Genomic DNA, 17,780 nt, shown 5'->3' on the forward strand with positions numbered 1-17,780 from the left:
CGAAATATCGCAAAACCCCGAATCAATTCGGGGTTTTTCTTTTATCTGCTATAAATTCTCGAACCGAACAAAGTCCATTCATGAAACTCATCTGCAAATCCAAAGTGCTAGATCTTTCTACCCCTCAAGTGATGGGGATCCTCAACGTAACACCTGACTCTTTCTCTGATGGAGGGAGATTCAACCAGTTAGATGCTGCATTGTTTCATGCAGAAGCCATGTTAACGGCTGGAGCGTCTATTCTGGATATTGGTGGGGAATCAACGCGACCTGGCGCAGCAGACGTGTCAGAAGATGAAGAATTATCTCGGGTTGTACCTGCTATTGAAGCGATCCGCACACGTTTTAATTGTTGGATTTCTATTGATACCAGCAAAGCCAATGTGATGCGTGAGGCGACGGCTGTCGGGGCTGATCTGATTAACGATGTAAGAGCGCTGCAAGAAGAGGGAGCCCTTCAAGCAGCTGCAAATGCTGGCGTGCCTGTGTGTTTAATGCATATGCAAGGTCAGCCACGTTCCATGCAATCTAACCCAATCTATACGAATTTACTGGATGATATTCATCAGTTTTTCGAACAACGTATTGAGGCTTGTGAAATCGCAGGAATAGCGAAAGACAAGCTGATACTAGACCCTGGTTTTGGGTTTGGTAAGACCTTGACACATAACTACCAACTGCTTTCACAGCTGGAGGTTTTTCATCGTTATGGGCTGCCAATACTGGCGGGTATGTCGAGAAAGTCCATGATTTTTAAACTTTTGGATAAAGCGCCTACCGATGTTCTCGGGGGCAGTTTAGCTTGCGCCACCATCGCTGCAATGAAAGGGGCTCAGATCATTCGCGTACATGACGTGAAAGAGACCTCTGACGTTGTTCATGTCGTCAAAATGATGAACGAAGCAGCGGCTTTATTTGGAGAAACACAATGACAGAACGTAAATATTTCGGCACCGACGGTGTGCGCGGCAAAGTGGGTGAATTCCCGATCACGCCAGATTTCATTATGAAGCTTGGCTGGGCAGCAGGGCGTGTATTGAGCCAGCAGGGAACGAAAAAGGTCTTGATTGGTAAAGACACGCGCATCTCTGGTTACATGCTGGAGTCCGCACTTGAAGCTGGCCTATCTGCTGCGGGTCTTCAAGCTGCGTTTACAGGGCCAATGCCAACGCCAGCGATTGCCTACCTCACTCAAACCTTCCGCGCCGAAGCGGGGATCGTGATTTCTGCGTCTCACAATCCTTATTACGATAACGGCATCAAATTCTTCTCATCAGAAGGTACCAAGCTACCTGATGCGATTGAGCTGGCTATTGAAGCTGAATTGGAAAAGCCGCTGACCTGTGTAGAGTCAGCCTTGTTGGGTAAAGCTAAGCGAATTGTCGATGCAGCGGGCCGTTATATTGAGTTTTGTAAAGGGACTTTTCCTTCAGAAATGAGCCTTAAGGGAATGAAAATTGTGATTGACTGCGCCCATGGCGCAACCTATCACATTGCCCCTTCCGTATTTTCTGAGCTGGGTGCCGATGTCATCGCTATGGGTGTTGAACCTAACGGCATTAACATTAACGCCGAAGTCGGTGCAACTGACGTACGCGCCCTTCAAAAACGCGTAGTTGAAGAAGAAGCCCTTCTTGGCATTGCTTTTGATGGTGATGGCGATCGCGTGATCATGGTTGACCACGAAGGCAACAAAGTGGATGGCGACCAGATTGCGTATATTATTGCTCGTGAATCTCTGCGTCGTGGCGAATTGAAGGGCGGTGTTGTCGGTACACTCATGACCAATATGGGCATGGAAGTGGCGTTAAAAAACCTTGGTATTCCGTTTACCCGTGCCAAAGTAGGCGACCGCTATGTCATGGAACAGCTACTTGAAAAAGGCTGGAAAATTGGCGCTGAAAATTCAGGTCACGTTATTCTTTTGGATAAGGTCACCACTGGCGACGCCATTGTGGCAGCATTGCAAGTGCTGGCGAGCGTCGTTGGCACTGGAATGAGTTTGAAAACACTGTGTGAAGGCATGAGTATGTTCCCACAAGTGTTAGAGAACGTTCGTTTCAAAGGCACTAGCGACCCGCTTGAATCCGAAGCCGTGTTAGCGGCAAAAGCATCTGTCGAGTCGAAACTGGGTGATACAGGCCGCGTATTGCTTCGTAAGTCGGGTACTGAGCCCCTCATACGCGTTATGGTGGAAGGCGAAAATGCGGAAGATGTCCAAGCCTATGCGTTTGAGATTGCAGACGCTGTGAAAGCGAACTGCTAATCGCACATACCGCTGATACATAAAACGACATTGGGCGAGAGAGACAGTTTGGTTAGAAGATGTGCAAACGCGAGGAAAAGTGCTGTTTTTTTGCATTTTTCTCTTGTTTCACCTGCTGGCATTCGTTAGTATTCTCTCGCTCCCAATGATGGGAGTTGCGCTAGTGAACTTAAATGTCAGCTGGCTCAACAATTTGGAACATAGGTGGAACCCATGTACGAAATTCTACTTGTGATTTATCTGTTGGCCGCGCTCGGTGTTATTGGCCTGGTTTTGGTTCAACAAGGTAAAGGCGCAGATATGGGAGCCTCTTTCGGGGCTGGGGCATCAAGTACTGTATTTGGCTCTGGCGGCTCTGGAAACTTTCTGACCCGAATGACTGCGATATTCGCAACTGTATTTTTTATACTTAGCCTTGTGCTGGGTAACTTAACATCTCACCAGATCCAAACGGGTAGTGAGTATGAAGACCTGAGTGTGCCGCTAACTGAGCAGACGCAGGCAGGTGATGTTCCCGCTACGACAAGTGGCAACAGCGACATCCCTAACTAAGAAAAGATTTGCCGAGGTGGTGAAATTGGTAGACACGCTATCTTGAGGGGGTAGTGCCTGTATAGGCATGCGGGTTCAAGTCCCGCTCTCGGCACCAATTTAAAATCCCTATTAGGGTTCACAGTGCTTGTATTAGTGTGTGAGGCGACGATATAATGTCGCCATCGGACGCGGGGTGGAGCAGTTTGGTAGCTCGTCGGGCTCATAACCCGAAGGTCGTCGGTTCAAATCCGGCCCCCGCAACCACTTTACGGCGATTGTTTAGTGAGACCAAAACAGTCGCTGGTTATGGGAAACCATGGCACAGGGTCCAGTTGCATTAAACCCCGAGATTCGGGGTTTTTTATTATCTGAAGATGACCATTCGAACAAATAACTGGGCTTTTTAGCCCTTTTTTTATTTCTGGGGTTTGTATGACAGGACTAGAAAAACAGCTTTTCGCTATGCTTGAAGCGCCTGTAGCGGCGTTGGACTATGAGCTTGTAGGGCTTGAATTTGTTCGCGCTGGGCAGCACTCAACCCTTCGGGTCTTTATTGATCATGAAAATGGTATTACGGTTGAAAGCTGTGCAGAAGTGAGCCGTCAGGTTAGTGCGGTCATGGACGTCGAAGATCCAATTACAGTAGCTTACAATCTCGAAGTTTCATCTCCGGGTTTGGAGCGACCACTTTTTAACGCTGCACATTATCAGCGTTTTATCGGCCATGAAGTCAACGTAGTGCTTAAAATGGCTATGCAAAACCGCCGCAAGTGGAAAGGTAATATTCTTTCCGTGGAAGGTGAGACTGTGACCATCAGCGTCGATGGCAACGAAGAAGCGTTCGCCCTGAGCAATATCGCCAAGGCAAACCTGGTTCCTTCATTTTAAGCTTAAATGAGGCATTAGTTCATGAACAAAGAAATCTTGGCTGTCGTAGAAGCGGTATCCAATGAAAAAGCAGTTCCCCGCGAGCGCATTTTTGAAGCGTTGGAAACAGCTTTGGCAACGGCCACGAAAAAGAAATACGAAGCAGAAATTGAAGTCCGCGTTGTTATCGACCGCAAAACTGGCGAGGTCGAAACTTTCCGTCGTTGGTTAGTGGTTGACGAAGTTACCATGCCAACACGTGAAATCACCTTGGAAGCAGCGCAATTCGATGACGAAACGCTTGAGCTTGGTGGTTATGTTGAAGACGACATCGAATCTGTTACGTTTGACCGAATCACGACGCAAACAGCGAAGCAAGTTATCGTACAAAAGGTACGAGAAGCTGAGCGCGAGCAAGTCGTTGAGCAGTTCATGGACAATGAAGGTGAGCTAATCACTGGTATTGTCAAGAAGGTCAACCGTGATTTGATCATCGTTGATTTGGGCAACAACGCAGAAGCGGCAATCCAACGTGACGATCAATTACCACGTGAAAATTTCCGTCCAGGCGACCGCGTGCGCGGTTTGCTGTATGCTGTGCGTCCTGAAGCCCGTGGCTTCCAATTGTTCATGACTCGCTCTAAGTCTGAAATGCTGATCGAACTGTTCCGCATTGAAGTGCCAGAAGTTGGCGAAGAAATGATTGAGATCATGGGCGCAGCCCGTGATCCTGGCTCACGTGCAAAAATTGCCGTGAAGACGAATGACAAGCGTATTGACCCTGTTGGTGCGTGTGTTGGTATGCGTGGCGCGCGTGTTCAAGCTGTTTCAGGTGAACTTGGTGGTGAGCGTATCGATATCGTTTTGTGGGATGATAACCCTGCACAACTTGTTATCAACGCGATGGCACCAGCGGAAGTTGCGTCTATTATCGTAGACGAAGATACCCATACTATGGATATCGCTGTCGAAGCGGACAACTTAGCGCAAGCTATCGGTCGTAACGGTCAAAACGTACGTCTAGCATCTCAACTTACGGGTTGGGTGTTGAACGTCATGACTGTTGATGATCTGAAGAAGAAACACCAGGAAGAAGCTGGCCAGTCTATTGAACTGTTCAGTAAGCACCTGGATATCGACGAAGATTTCGCAGCAATGTTGGTTGAAGAAGGTTTCACCACATTGGAAGAAGTTGCTTACGTACCAGCTGCAGAGCTGATGGAAGTCAACGGTCTTGATGAAGATACCGTTGAAGAACTACGTAGCCGTGCAAAAGAAGCACTGACCACTATCGCACTGGCGAAAGAAGAAATCCTTGACGGTGCAGAGCCCGCTGAAGACCTATTGGGTCTGGAAGGTTTGGAGCGTGATATGGCGTTCCGCCTAGCAGCAAAAGGCATCTGTACATTGGAAGATCTGGCTGACCAAGGCACTGATGATCTTCTTGATATCGAGGAAATGGATGAAGTTAAAGCGGGCGAGCTTATTATGGCTGCGCGCAATATTTGCTGGTTCAGCGACGAAGCTTAAGCGCAGCAAAGGAGGAGCAGAATGTCAGAGGTTACAGTTAAAGCACTGGCGAGCGAGATCGATACGCCGGTAGATCGTTTGCTTAAGCAATTTCAAGATGCCGGTATTCAAAAGTCGGCAGAAGACAGCGTAAGCCAAGATGAGAAGCAAACTTTGCTTTCTCACCTGAAACGTGAGCACGGCGACGATGGTAGCGCTCCAACTCGACTGACGTTACAGCGCAAAAAACGCAGCACATTGAGTGTTTCAGGTGCTGGCGGAAAGAGTAAGGATGTTCAGGTAGAAGTGCGTAAGAAACGTACCTACGTGAAGCGCAGCGACCTCGAAGAACAACGTGTAGTGCAGGAAGCAGCACAACGTGAAGCTGAAGAAGCAGCACAGCGAGAGGCTGAGGAAAAAGCCCGTCGCGCCGCTGAAGAAACAGCGAAGCGAGAAGCCGAAGAAAAAGCAAAACGCGAAGCTGAAGAGAAAGCTAAGCGCGACGCTGAAGAAAAAGCACGCGTTGCGACTGAAAAATCTAAAGCGTTGAATGAGAACTCTGAACAAAGAGCATCTCGTGAAGCGGCAGAGTCGCAAGCAAAAAATGAAGCTGATGAACTCAAGCGTCGCCAGGAAGAGGAAGCCAAGCGTAGAGCTGAAGAAGAAAGTCAGCGCCAGCTAGAAGAGGCACGCAAAATGGCAGAATTGAATGAAGAGCGTTGGAGTAAGCAAGAAGTGGTAGCAGATGTAATGGAAGCAACCGATCATCACGTTACAACTTTCCAGCATGCACGTGAAGCAGAAGACGAAGCGGATCGCCGCCAAGAAGCCGCTCCACGTCGCCGTAAGAAGAAAAAGTCAGCACAAGACAAAGACGATTCATCTGCGAATCGCGGTCGTGGCGGTAGAGGCGGTAAGCTAAAAGGACGTATGTCCAAGCCGACTTCTATGCAGCATGGTTTCCAGAAACCAGTACAGAAAGTTAACCGTGATGTAGAGATCGGTGAAACGGTAACTGTTGCTGAACTGGCTAACAAGATGGCTATTAAAGCTACCGAAGTTATCAAGACCATGATGAAGATGGGTGCTATGGCAACCATCAACCAAGTTATCGACCAAGAAACTGCAGCACTTGTTGCAGAAGAAATGGGTCACAAAGTTGTTCTTCGTAAAGAGAACGAACTTGAAGAAGCGGTCATGCTGGATCGTGATGACAGTGCAAAACGTGAACCACGTGCACCAGTTGTTACTATCATGGGTCACGTTGACCACGGTAAAACGTCGCTACTTGACTACATTCGTAAAGCGCATGTTGCTTCAGGCGAAGCGGGTGGTATTACTCAGCACATCGGTGCATACCACGTTGAAACGCCAAACGGCATGATCACCTTCTTGGATACTCCAGGACACGCAGCGTTTACATCAATGCGTGCACGTGGTGCGAAAGCAACAGATATCGTTGTTCTGGTTGTTGCAGCAGATGATGGCGTAATGCCACAAACTGTCGAAGCTATCCAGCACGCAAAAGCGGCCGATGTGCCACTTATCGTTGCAGTGAACAAGATTGATAAAGAAGCAGCAAACCCAGATCAAGTGAAAAACGAACTGTCTCAGCACAACGTTATGTCAGAAGATTGGGGCGGCGAAAACATGTTCGTTCATGTTTCAGCTAAGCAAGGTCTTAATATCGATGAGCTGTTGGAAGCTATCTTGCTTCAATCTGAAGTTCTTGAACTTCAAGCCGTACGTGACAGCATGGCAAGCGGTGTGGTTATCGAATCACGTCTAGACAAAGGCCGTGGCCCAGTTGCAACTGTTCTGGTTCAAGAAGGTACGCTGAAGAAAGGCGATATCGTTCTGTGTGGTCTGGAATATGGCCGTGTTCGTGCAATGCGCGATGAGAACGGTAAAGACGTTGAAGAAGCTGGTCCGTCTATCCCTGTGGAAATCCTGGGTCTATCAGGTGTACCACAAGCGGGTGACGAAGCGACCGTTGTTCGTGATGAGCGTAAAGCACGTGAAGTTGCCCTGTATCGTCAAGGTAAATTCCGCGATGTTAAACTGGCTCGCCAGCAGAAAGCTAAGTTGGAGAACATGTTCTCTAACATGACTGAAGGCGAAGTGTCTGAGCTGAACATTGTACTGAAAGCTGATGTACAAGGTTCTGTTGAAGCGATTGCTGATTCACTGGTTAAACTTTCAACTGATGAAGTGAAAGTGAAGATCGTTGGTTCAGGTGTTGGTGCAATCACTGAAACTGATGCTGTGCTGGCCGCTGCGTCAAATGCAATTTTGGTAGGCTTTAACGTTCGTGCAGATGCATCAGCGCGTAAGACTATCGAAGCAGAAAGCTTGGATCTACGTTACTACTCAGTGATCTACGCCCTGATTGATGAAGTGAAACAAGCGATGAGCGGTATGCTTGCGCCTGAGTTCAAACAAGAAATCATGGGTCTGGCTGAAGTACGTGAAGTCTTCAAGTCACCTAAGATTGGTGCAATTGCAGGCTGTATCGTTTCTGAAGGTACCATCAAGCGTAACAACCCAATCCGCGTTCTGCGTGATAACGTTGTTATCTATGAAGGTGAGCTAGAGTCACTGCGTCGCTTTAAAGATGACGTTAACGAAGTCGCTAAAGGCTACGAGTGTGGTATCGGCGTTAAGAACTACAACGATGTTCGCCCAGGCGACCAAATCGAAGTATTCGAAATCGTTGAAGTTAAGCGTACTATCGAATAATAGCTACCTGTAACAGGTTGTTTATAAACACCATGGGGGGAAGTGCTAAGCGCTTTCCCCTATTCTTTATCAGAGAAGAGAGTTATGGCCAAAGAATTTAGCCGTACCCAACGCGTATCGCAACAAGTGCAAAAAGAAGTCGCGCTTATCCTGCAACGCGAAATTAAAGACCCACGCATTAGCATGGTAACCGTGTCAGGCGTTGATGTTTCACGTGACCTTGCGTATGCAAAAATTCATGTGACCTTTTTGACGACAGGCGATCAAACGGCAGAAGCTGGTTTGGAAGCACTGAACGAGCAAGCATGGTATGTTCGTACTTTGTTAGGTAAAGCCATTCGTCTGCGTATCACACCTGAAGTTATCTTCGTGTTTGACCAGTCACTCACTGAAGGTATGCGTATCTCGAACCTTGTCACCAGTGCTGTTAAATCAGACGAAGCGCGCCGCGCAGATGTTGATGGGGAAGAAGAGTAATGGGTCGTCGTCCACGTCGTCGCGGACGTCCTGTTGACGGGATCGTTCTGCTGGATAAACCAAGCGGTATTACCTCCAATGGTGCTTTGCAGGAAGTGAAACGCATTTTCTTTGCAGAAAAAGCGGGTCATACCGGCGCACTAGACCCATTGGCGACAGGTATGCTGCCAATCTGTTTTGGTGAAGCAACCAAGTTCTCCCAATTTTTGCTCGACTCTGACAAGCGTTATGTTGTTGTCGCGAAATTGGGTGAGCGTACCAACACGTCTGATTCAGACGGTGAAGTGGTTGAAACTCGTGATGTCAACGTCAATCTAGAACAGCTTGAAGGCTTTATTGCGGGTTTCCGTGGTGAAACGATGCAAGTGCCTTCTATGTTCTCTGCGTTGAAATACGAAGGTAAACCCCTTTACGAATATGCGCGTGCGGGTATCGAAGTGCCTCGCGTAGCACGTAAGATCAATGTGTACGAAATCTCCCTATTACGTTTTGAAGGCGATGAAGTGGAGATGGAGGTGCATTGCTCTAAGGGCACGTATATCCGTACCATCGTTGATGATCTTGGCGAAATGTTAGGCTGTGGCGCACATGTCATTGCCCTTCGCCGCATTGGTGTGTCACGTTACCCTATCGAGAAGATGGTAACGTTGGAACAGCTGGAAGCACTGCTTGAGCAAGCGCGCGAGCAAGAAGTTCAGCCACGCGAGTTGCTTGATTCTCTTTTGTTGCCTCTGGATTCAGCGGTACAAGATTTAGAAGAAGTTAATTTGCTTCCTGCGGTAGCAAGTTATGCATTACAAGGTCAGGCAGTACAAGCGTCAAACGCGCCTACTGAAGGCCAAGTGCGCATGACGGTTGGCGAAGAGCGCACCTTTATCGGTGTTGGTGAGATTGACGCTGATGGCATGGTTGCACCTCGCCGTTTGGTCAACGCTCGCCCAGAGTAAACGCGCAAGCGATGAAAAAATATTTGGTGGGCGCTATATCGATTGCCTTATTAAGGGAAGCGCTGTAGAATCCGCCGCTCGGGTGTCTGGCTGAATCAGAGATTGGCTGACACAAATTCAACCTTTTACATTTAGGAATAGACTATGTCTCTGAATGCAGAAACTAAAGCAGCAATCGTTGCTGATTACGCTCAAGGCACTAACGACACTGGTTCTCCAGAAGTTCAAGTAGCGCTTCTTACTGCTTCTATCAATCACCTGCAAGGCCACTTCGCTGAGCACAAAGGTGATCACCACAGCCGCCGCGGTCTGCTGCGCATGGTTTCACGTCGCCGTAAGCTTCTGGATTACCTGAAGCGTAAAAACGCTGACCGTTACCTAGAAGTAATCAAGCGTCTAGGTCTGCGTCGCTAATAAGCCTTTGGCTTTTAAGCACCGCAAGCCGAAAAGGAGTCCTCGTGACTCCTTTTCTCGTTTTTGTTCCCGCCTTTTTTCATCCCTCAACTATTATTCGTTCGAGAATTTTTTGGGCTTGTGCCTATCGTGACCGCTTTTTGACTCGATCAAATGAATCGAGTTGCGTTAACCCTTGAGCATAACCCCAGTAATTCTTGCCGAAACATGCAACTTGCGACAGTTTGGGTATATAATATTGGCGCTTTCATTGGCTTCGCAGTCTACGAAGTCGACCATCAGGTCGCGACTATTGAGAACACTCTATTGCCGTTTTCCTACAGCAAGGAAATATTGAGTTTTGTCATTAGTCGCGATTGGTGAAGCCTTTGAAAATAAAGTGACTCGCACTAAGTAAGTGCAAATAAAACAAGGAATTTCACGTGAATCCAATCGTAAAAACATTCCAGTACGGTAACCATACCGTTACTCTGGAAACTGGCGTTATGGCTCGCCAAGCAACCGCTGCTGTAATGGCAAGCATGGACGACACTTCTGTATTCGTAAGTGTTGTTGGTAAGAAATCAGCAGTAGAAGGTCAAGACTTCTTCCCGTTGACGGTTAACTACCAAGAGCGTACTTACGCTGCAGGTAAAATCCCTGGTGGTTTCTTCAAGCGTGAAGGTCGTCCTTCTGAAGGCGAAACACTGACATCACGTCTGATCGACCGTCCAATCCGTCCACTGTTCCCAGACGGTTTTAAAAACGAAGTTCAAGTTATCGCAACTGTGGTTTCTGTAAACCCAGATGTAAGCCCTGATATCGTTGCATTGCTTGCGACCTCTGCAGCTCTGGCTATTTCAGGTCTGCCATTCAACGGTCCTATTGGTGCAGCACGTGTTGGCTTCATCAACGATCAGTTGGTATTGAACCCAAGCAACGCTGAGCTTGAAACTAGCCGTTTGGATCTGGTTATTGCAGGTACTGAAGGCGCAGTTCTGATGGTTGAATCAGAAGCTGACCGTCTAAGCGAAGAGCAAATGCTGCAAGCCGTTGTTTTTGGTCATGACCAACAACAAGTTGCTATTCAAGCAATCAAAGAATTTGCTGCTGAAGTCGCTACCCCTTCTTGGGATTGGGCTGCTCCAGCGGTTGACGCTGACCTGAAAGCACGTGTTGCTGAACTGGCTGAAGCGCGTTTCGTAGAAGCGTACCAGATCACCGAAAAAATGGCGCGTTATGCGCAAGTTGGTGAAATCAAGCAAGGCGTTATCGCTCAAATGAGCGAAGAGAATGACGATCTGAACGTCCGTGAAATCCAAGGTATGCTGAGCAGCCTTGAGAAAAACGTTGTACGTGGTCGCATCATCGCGGGTAACCCACGTATCGATGGCCGTGAAAAAGACATGGTTCGTGCGCTAGACGTACGTACTGGTGTTCTGCCACGTACCCACGGTTCTTCTTTGTTCACCCGTGGTGAAACTCAGGCTCTGGTTACTGCAACCCTTGGTACGAAGCGTGATGCTCAAATCATCGACTCGATCACTGGCGAGCGTGTGGATCACTTCCTGCTGCATTACAACTTCCCTCCGTACTGTGTGGGTGAAACTGGCTTTGTTGGTTCACCTAAGCGTCGTGAAATCGGCCACGGTAAACTGGCGAAGCGCGGTATTGCAGCAGTAATGCCTTCACAAGACGAATTCCCGTACACCATTCGTGTGGTTTCTGAAATCACTGAATCTAACGGCTCGTCTTCAATGGCGTCTGTATGTGGTACGTCTCTGGCTCTTATGGATGCTGGTGTTCCGATCAAGAAATCTGTTGCGGGTATCGCAATGGGTCTTGTGAAAGAAGACAACGACTTTGTTGTACTGTCTGACATTCTGGGTGACGAAGATCACCTGGGTGACATGGACTTCAAAGTAGCGGGTACGGATGACGGTGTCACTGCGCTGCAGATGGACATCAAAATCGAAGGTATCACTAAAGAGATCATGGAAATTGCACTGAACCAAGCGAAGGGCGCGCGTCTGCACATCCTTAGCGTCATGGATCAAGCAATCTCTGCGGCTCGTGACGATATCTCTGAATTCGCACCACGTATCCACACCATCAAGATCAACCCAGAGAAGATCAAAGATGTGATCGGTAAAGGCGGTGCAGTTATTCGTGCGCTGACTGAAGAAACTGAAACCACCATCGAAATCGAAGATGACGGTACAGTGAAGATCGCAGCAACAGATGGCGATAAAGCGAAAGCGGCAATTGCACGCATTGAAGCGCTGACTGCTGAAGTTGAAGTGGGCCGTATCTACACCGGTAAAGTTACTCGCATCGTAGACTTCGGTTGCTTTGTGTCTGTTATCGGCACCAAAGAAGGTCTGGTTCACATCTCTCAAGTTGCTGACAAGCGCATTGAGAAAGTGTCTGATTTCGTTGAGCAAGGTCAGGAAGTTCAAGTTAAGGTTCTGGAAATCGACCGTCAGGGTCGTATCCGCCTGAGCATGAAAGAAGCAGTAGAGCAAGCGCCTGCTGCCGCTGAAACTGACGCTCAGCCAGAAGCTGACGCGGAATAAGTTACACTATTGCGATAAACGCGGTATAAAAAGGGGGGCTATTGCCCCCTTTTTGTTTTTCTGTTTTTCAGGAGAGATGCGCTAATGCGAAATATGAGATGGCTGCCGTTGACCATTGTTGGGTCGTTGCTACTGCTTTCTGGCTGTGCTACGTCTACCTCAGTGAAAAACACGCAACCTTGGCATTACCTGCCAATGGCAGTGCCATTGCAGTCAACCACGCAACAGGAAGTCCAGCTAGCGCGAATTGACCAAATTCTGCTTCGTGATGATATCGCGGAGCAAGACAGAGCGCAGATCTACTACGAGCGCGGATTAATTAATGACAGCCTAGGGCTGCGTGATCTCGCGCGTTTAGATTTCAACCGTTCATTGTCATATAATCCTGCACAACCAGATGTGTTTAATATCCTTGGTGTGTATTTCACCCAAAGTGGTCTGTATGACGCAGCGTACGAAGCGTTCGATTCGACCTTAGAATTAAACGAGACACATCAGTATGCAGAGCGTAACCGTGGAATAGCGCTTTACTACGGTGGTCGCTACGATTTAGCTGTACGCGATTTGCTCAAACACTATAGTGATAATGAAAACGATTCCTATCGTGCCTTGTGGTTGTATCTGGCAGAGCGAGAGAAAGAGGGCAGTGAGCAGGCCACGCAAGCTCTCAGGGATCGTTACCAAGCCTCTGATAAACAGGATTGGGGCTGGCAGTTAGCAAGGCTGTATCTTAACGATATTAGTGAGCAAGCGTTCTTTAATGAAGTCATGAATAGCAGCATGGATAATTTACAGTTGGCCGAACGATTGTGTGAAGGGTATTTCTATCTTGCCAAACGCTATCAGGCGCAGGGTGATTTAGGTTCAGCCGTGGCACTGTATAAATTGGCTATGGCGGGTAATGTTTATGACTTCGTTGAGCATCGCTACTCGATGTTGGAACTAAGCCGTATTGCACAACAGTTGAGCCAGTCGCCATCTTCATAATATTGATGGCGTGGGTGAGATAAGCGTTGAAGTCATGCAAAAAAGAGCCGCTATCAGTGGCTCTTTTCACATTTGAGCGGTTAAACGTGTGTCGCCATCCCTTCAATGCTGTGCCAGTAGCCATTGCAGTGATGGGTGCGAGGCGCAAAGCCAGTATCACCGCGTTTGAAGCCTTCCAGTACATTAATGGTGTCTAAATGCTGAGGGCTGATGCGTACCACGTCGATTAACCCCTGCATGGATGCGATGTCAGCACTCAGGTCATAACAGTAACCTGATTGGGTCTGAATACCATTCAACGTAAACACGGCTTGGCCCTCCTGACTTTTGACTTCGAGACCTTGTGGGTAGTTAACACAGCAGGTTTCGCATTTGTCTTTTGGTCTGTTTTCGGCGCGTGCACTAAAACAACGGGCTGAATAGGCTAATGGTAAATGCCCATAGGAAAACACTTCAACCTCAAAGCTGTTGCGGATCCCCAGCATCTCAGCTTCAGCTAGGACTTTTTGCAACCATTCTCGAGACAGCTCAACCGGCATACACCAGCGTATCATGCCTTTTTTCAGCAGCACGTGAAGTGCTTGTGCGTTGTAAAGGTTCAGCGCAGGGCCTGCGACAAAGGGGATCTTTTTCTCGTGTGCCAGTTGAATCGCTGAGACATCGTTAGCTTCGATAATGAACTCGCCATTGTCGATGTAACTTTTCATCACTTTGACTTCGCTTGGCGCTTCAAGTAGCGCCATGGTCGACAGCACGACTTGCTTGCCGTGTTGTGCCAGTTCTCGACCTAAATCCATCCAATCGGCAGTGCGCATTTCTCTGCGTTTAGAGCAGACAGTTTCGCCAAGATAGACGATATCAGTGTCGCTGTTTACGGCTTTTTGATAAAAGCTTTCAACGTCATTTTTTGGCCAGAAATAGAGAAGTGGGCCAAGTGAATATTTCATAGTTTTCTCTCTTACTGCCATTTACGGTGGTAAGCACCCAGTGTCGTTTGAGCGCCCTCTGAGACACTGTCCAAGCACTGATCCCACTGCGGAAGCACATGATAGTCATCTGGCTTTTTGAGATAGCTATCAATAGCTTGTCGCCACGTGCGAGTCACTTGTTCAACATATGCAGGACTACGCTGGCGACCTTCGATTTTGACAGAGGCAATGTTGGCGGCAAACAATTCAGGCAAAATAGAAAGTGTATTCAGGCTGGTTGGCTCTTCCAAAGCGTGGAATGGCTCTCCGTCGGTGACAAAGCGTCCTTTACATAGCGTTGGATATCCTGCGTTTTCACCGGCTTTATAGCGGTCGATCAAAATGTCGTTGAGACGAGATTCCAATCCTTGTGGCGTTTCCTGCCAGCGAACATATTTTGCAGGTGAGCAAGCGCCTACAGTATTGGGTGACTCTCCTGTCAGGTAGGAAGACAGGTAGCAACGTCCTTCGGACATGATGCAAAGACTACCAAAGGCAAACACTTCGAGATCAACATCGGTGGTGCGAGAAAGCTGCTTCACTTGATGCATAGATAGCACTCGCGGCAATACAACGCGCTTAACGTTGAAGTGATCACGATAGAAATCAATGGCAGCACTGTTGGTGGCGGAGGCTTGCACCGACAGGTGAATTTCCATGTCAGGGTGCTTAGTGGCTGCATAATCAAGTACGGCGAGATCGGCGATGATCAGTGCATCTACGCCCAAATCAACCGCTGCATCAACCGCGTCAGTCCAACGTTTGAAACCATCTGGGTGAGCAAACGTATTCAGTGCGACATGAAGATGTTTATTTCGATCATGAACATAGGAAACCGCTTTTTCGAGTTTTTTCCCGTCAAAGTTCAGGCCTGCAAAGTGGCGTGCATTGGTGCCATCCTTGAAGCCGATATATACCGCATCGGCGCCATTATCGATGGCCGTTTTCAGGGCAGGAAGGTTACCTGCCGGACAAAGCAATTCCATAAATTTCCCCACATCCGTGGTCAGCATCTGGCTATGAGTTTGAACATAAAGTCCGGATTTTAGGCAGAGTTGGCTCAAAAGGTATTGATGTAAGGCAGGTTTGGGTAAACAAAGAATGAAACCGATGGGAAATCGATGATTCAGGGCAAGATATGTAACGGATTCGATCCGTGGACTATATGGTGGCAGGGGGGCGGATGAAGGTGAGTTTGGGTGACCGGTTTGTAATGAACGGGCTTGAGGCGAATAGAGTTGGCGCAGTTCGTGCGCCAACTATCGGCATCAGGAAGCGGCTTTAATCGCCTTACGATTGTTTATTAGTAGCGCTTCAAATTCTGCTCTTGGCATCGGTTTATAGAAATGAAAGCCTTGAATCGTATCGCATTTTAGGTTGGCGAGCACGCTTGCCTGTTTGCCCGTTTCTACCCCTTCGGCGACCACAGACATGTTTAACGAACGGCCAAGATTGATAATGTTCTCTATCAATGTGACCTGTTTTGGGAAGGTTTCCATGTCTGAGATAAACGCGCGGTCAATCTTCAATTCATCAAGTGGAAACTTGGCCAGATAAGACAGCGACGAATAACCGGTACCGAAATCATCAATTGAGAGTGCAAACCCGAGATCCTTAATGGCATTTAGCATTTGGATCGCATGGTCACCGTCGCTCATGACGGCACTTTCAGTCAGCTCGAAGGTGATGAGTGAGGGATCAGCTTTCGTGGCGGATTGCAGTTTTTTCATGTGCGTAGTGAGGTTTGGGTTACTAAATTGCTGCGGTGATAGGTTTATGGCCACACGACCGGGCAGCACCTTTAGGCTTTGCCAGCGGCGCACCGCTTGAAACACTTCGCGCATCACATTGCGACCGAGCAATTCAATCATGCCAGATCGTTCTGCCACCGGAATAAAACGCGCAGGACTGATGTAGCCCTCAACGGGGTGCTTCCACCGCACCAGTGCCTCCGCGCCGTTGATGGTGTAATCTTGAGCATTCACCTTAGGTTGATACCAAACTTCTAGGCCATTGTTTTGCAGTGCTTTTTGCAGTTCAATTTCCAACCAAAGACGCATGCGTGCTTCTTTGTTCATGTGTTGGTTATAGGTCACAACACGGTTGCGGCCTTGTTCTTTAGCTTCGTACATTGCGGTGTCAGCATTTTGCAGCAGGCTACGTGCGTCTTTACCATCTCCAGGATATTTTACCGAGCCAATTGAGCAGGCGAGATACTTGCTGAAATGGTAGAGGTCGAAAGGTTGGCTGATCACTTCCACGATTTTATTAGTCAATTCACCGGCAACATCTTCACCAGTCTGCTCTGGCAATAAAACCGCAAATTCATCACCACCAAGATGGCCCAATATGGTTTCTGCGGGTAATTGGCGACGAAGACGCTGAGCAATTTCCTGCAGCACACGATCGCCAATGTGGTGTCCTAGAGAGTCGTTAATATTCTTAAAGTTATCAATGTCGAGATACAGCATCAGCAGAGGTGTTTCGCCATTGATGAGCTGTTCAAGTCGGCGCGAGAAACCGTGTCGATTATATAGGCCCGTAAGTGCATCGAACTGAGCCAGCTTTTCGATAGTCTGCTTATGGTCGGTTGTTGCGAGGGTTCGCGATAACGTAATGAGAGCGCCACTGCCCCCGAGTAAGCTCACAGAGCCATAAGAGATATTCAGAGGTTTGCTGTCAGCGTTACCATTACTCGCCTGGCAAACCAGTTGCTGTCCAGATGCTAATGACGTTAAAGAGGCAACGAGGGATTGTCCTTTGATAGGACTTGCCAGAAGGTTTTCGATATCTTCACCTAAAATTTCATTTAGGTTATCGAAGCCTAACAGGTTAACAGCATGGCTGTTGGCACTAAGGATTATGCCATCGTCGAGTACGCAGCACCCTTCACCAACCAGTTGGCACAGATTAGTAAACCGGCTTTCTGACGACTCTAATGCACTGGTCAGTACTTGCCTTTCAGACGTGTCTGCAGCGTGAAAAATCACTGCGCCTTCTGGCCACTCACTGCTGGTTAGTGGGGAAACACTGAAGTGAAAGCTTGAGTCATGAATGCCATCATTGAGAACTATCTCGCCTTCCGTATTCTCGCCATTAAGTGCGCGATTATAATGGGGCGACAATGCATCGTAGAAGGCTGTGCCTAAAATGTCTTTATCCTGTTTTCCGACTAATTCATTGTGATCGAGGCCACTGATTTCGCAATAACGCTGGCTAACCCAGAGATAACGATGGCTTTTGTCCAGAACGGCAAAAAGAAAAGGGCTGTTTTGAGTCAGACGTGAAAACCAATAGGTTAACTGCTCGATTGGCATTTAGGCACCATACATCCTAGCTTGCGAAGCTAATTCCTACTTCAACTTCAAATTTGAGACAACACTATATAACGGTGATGTGATCGGATAAACCTTTATATAGCTTATATCTCTAAAGGATCGGCTTATTGAACCCATACCGCTTTTCGGGGGAGTATTGAAATTGTCACATCGTGATGTATTTCAAATAAAGGGTTGTA

Annotated in this window: 14 protein-coding genes and 2 tRNA genes; 13 read left to right on the forward strand and 3 right to left on the reverse strand. The window is 48.0% G+C overall.

Annotation, left to right across the window (positions count from 1 at the left end):
- Positions 1-80: 80 nt before the first annotated feature.
- From folP to nlpI, 13 genes are all read left to right on the forward strand, one after another.
- Positions 81-932: a dihydropteroate synthase gene (gene folP / locus A1OO_RS02900; RefSeq protein WP_017004591.1), complete on the forward strand. Its 852-nt coding sequence runs from the start codon at positions 81-83 to the stop codon at positions 930-932.
- Positions 929-2,266, forward strand: a complete 1,338-nt coding sequence (glmM, locus tag A1OO_RS02905; RefSeq protein ID WP_017004592.1) for a phosphoglucosamine mutase — start codon at positions 929-931, stop codon at positions 2,264-2,266. The genes folP and glmM overlap by 4 nt, the downstream gene beginning before the upstream one ends.
- 213 nt (positions 2,267-2,479) lie before the next feature.
- A complete protein-coding gene (gene secG, locus A1OO_RS02910) occupies positions 2,480-2,818 on the forward strand; it encodes a preprotein translocase subunit SecG (protein ID WP_016961663.1) in 339 nt (112 codons plus the stop codon).
- Positions 2,819-2,828: 10 nt separating this feature from the next.
- Positions 2,829-2,915: transfer RNA gene (locus tag A1OO_RS02915), tRNA-Leu, on the forward strand.
- A 72-nt stretch (positions 2,916-2,987) separates the two neighbouring features.
- Positions 2,988-3,064 (forward strand) — tRNA-Met (locus tag A1OO_RS02920).
- A gap of 168 nt (positions 3,065-3,232) precedes the next feature.
- Positions 3,233-3,688, forward strand: coding sequence for a ribosome maturation factor RimP (gene rimP, locus A1OO_RS02925; protein WP_016961662.1), 456 nt, complete (start codon positions 3,233-3,235; stop codon positions 3,686-3,688).
- Between the two features lie 21 nt (positions 3,689-3,709).
- A complete protein-coding gene (gene nusA / locus A1OO_RS02930) occupies positions 3,710-5,197 on the forward strand; it encodes a transcription termination factor NusA (RefSeq protein WP_016961661.1) in 1,488 nt (495 codons plus the stop codon).
- A gap of 21 nt (positions 5,198-5,218) precedes the next feature.
- Positions 5,219-7,915 (forward strand): translation initiation factor IF-2, encoded by a 2,697-nt coding sequence (gene infB / locus A1OO_RS02935; protein WP_016961660.1) that lies wholly within the window; start codon positions 5,219-5,221, stop codon positions 7,913-7,915.
- Between the two features lie 84 nt (positions 7,916-7,999).
- Entirely contained in the window at positions 8,000-8,392 is a 393-nt protein-coding gene (gene rbfA / locus A1OO_RS02940) for a 30S ribosome-binding factor RbfA (protein ID WP_016961659.1), read from the forward strand.
- The gene (gene truB, locus A1OO_RS02945; RefSeq protein ID WP_016961658.1) at positions 8,392-9,339 is read left to right on the forward strand and encodes a tRNA pseudouridine(55) synthase TruB; all 948 of its coding nucleotides are present in this window, start codon (positions 8,392-8,394) and stop codon (positions 9,337-9,339) included. The genes rbfA and truB overlap by 1 nt, the downstream gene beginning before the upstream one ends.
- 144 nt (positions 9,340-9,483) lie before the next feature.
- Complete coding sequence (gene rpsO, locus A1OO_RS02950; protein ID WP_016961657.1) at positions 9,484-9,753, forward strand: 30S ribosomal protein S15; 270 nt, start codon at positions 9,484-9,486, stop codon at positions 9,751-9,753.
- A 422-nt stretch (positions 9,754-10,175) separates the two neighbouring features.
- Positions 10,176-12,308, forward strand: a complete 2,133-nt coding sequence (gene pnp / locus A1OO_RS02955; RefSeq protein WP_016961656.1) for a polyribonucleotide nucleotidyltransferase — start codon at positions 10,176-10,178, stop codon at positions 12,306-12,308.
- Between the two features lie 84 nt (positions 12,309-12,392).
- Positions 12,393-13,295, forward strand: a complete 903-nt coding sequence (nlpI, locus tag A1OO_RS02960) for a lipoprotein NlpI (RefSeq protein WP_016961655.1) — start codon at positions 12,393-12,395, stop codon at positions 13,293-13,295.
- Positions 13,296-13,375: 80 nt separating this feature from the next.
- Here the strand turns inward: nlpI and A1OO_RS02965 are convergent, their stop codons facing one another.
- From A1OO_RS02965 to A1OO_RS02975, 3 genes are all read right to left on the reverse strand, one after another.
- Entirely contained in the window at positions 13,376-14,242 is an 867-nt protein-coding gene (locus tag A1OO_RS02965; protein ID WP_017004593.1) for a U32 family peptidase, read from the reverse strand.
- A gap of 11 nt (positions 14,243-14,253) precedes the next feature.
- Positions 14,254-15,249, reverse strand: a complete 996-nt coding sequence (gene ubiU, locus A1OO_RS02970; RefSeq protein ID WP_016961651.1) for a ubiquinone anaerobic biosynthesis protein UbiU — start codon at positions 15,247-15,249, stop codon at positions 14,254-14,256.
- 282 nt (positions 15,250-15,531) lie between these two features.
- The gene (locus A1OO_RS02975; RefSeq protein ID WP_017004594.1) at positions 15,532-17,580 is read right to left on the reverse strand and encodes a GGDEF and EAL domain-containing protein; all 2,049 of its coding nucleotides are present in this window, start codon (positions 17,578-17,580) and stop codon (positions 15,532-15,534) included.
- Positions 17,581-17,780: the final 200 nt, after the last annotated feature.

This window comes from Enterovibrio norvegicus FF-33 (assembly GCF_000286835.2).
Classification (GTDB): Bacteria; Pseudomonadota; Gammaproteobacteria; order Enterobacterales; family Vibrionaceae; genus Enterovibrio; species Enterovibrio norvegicus_A.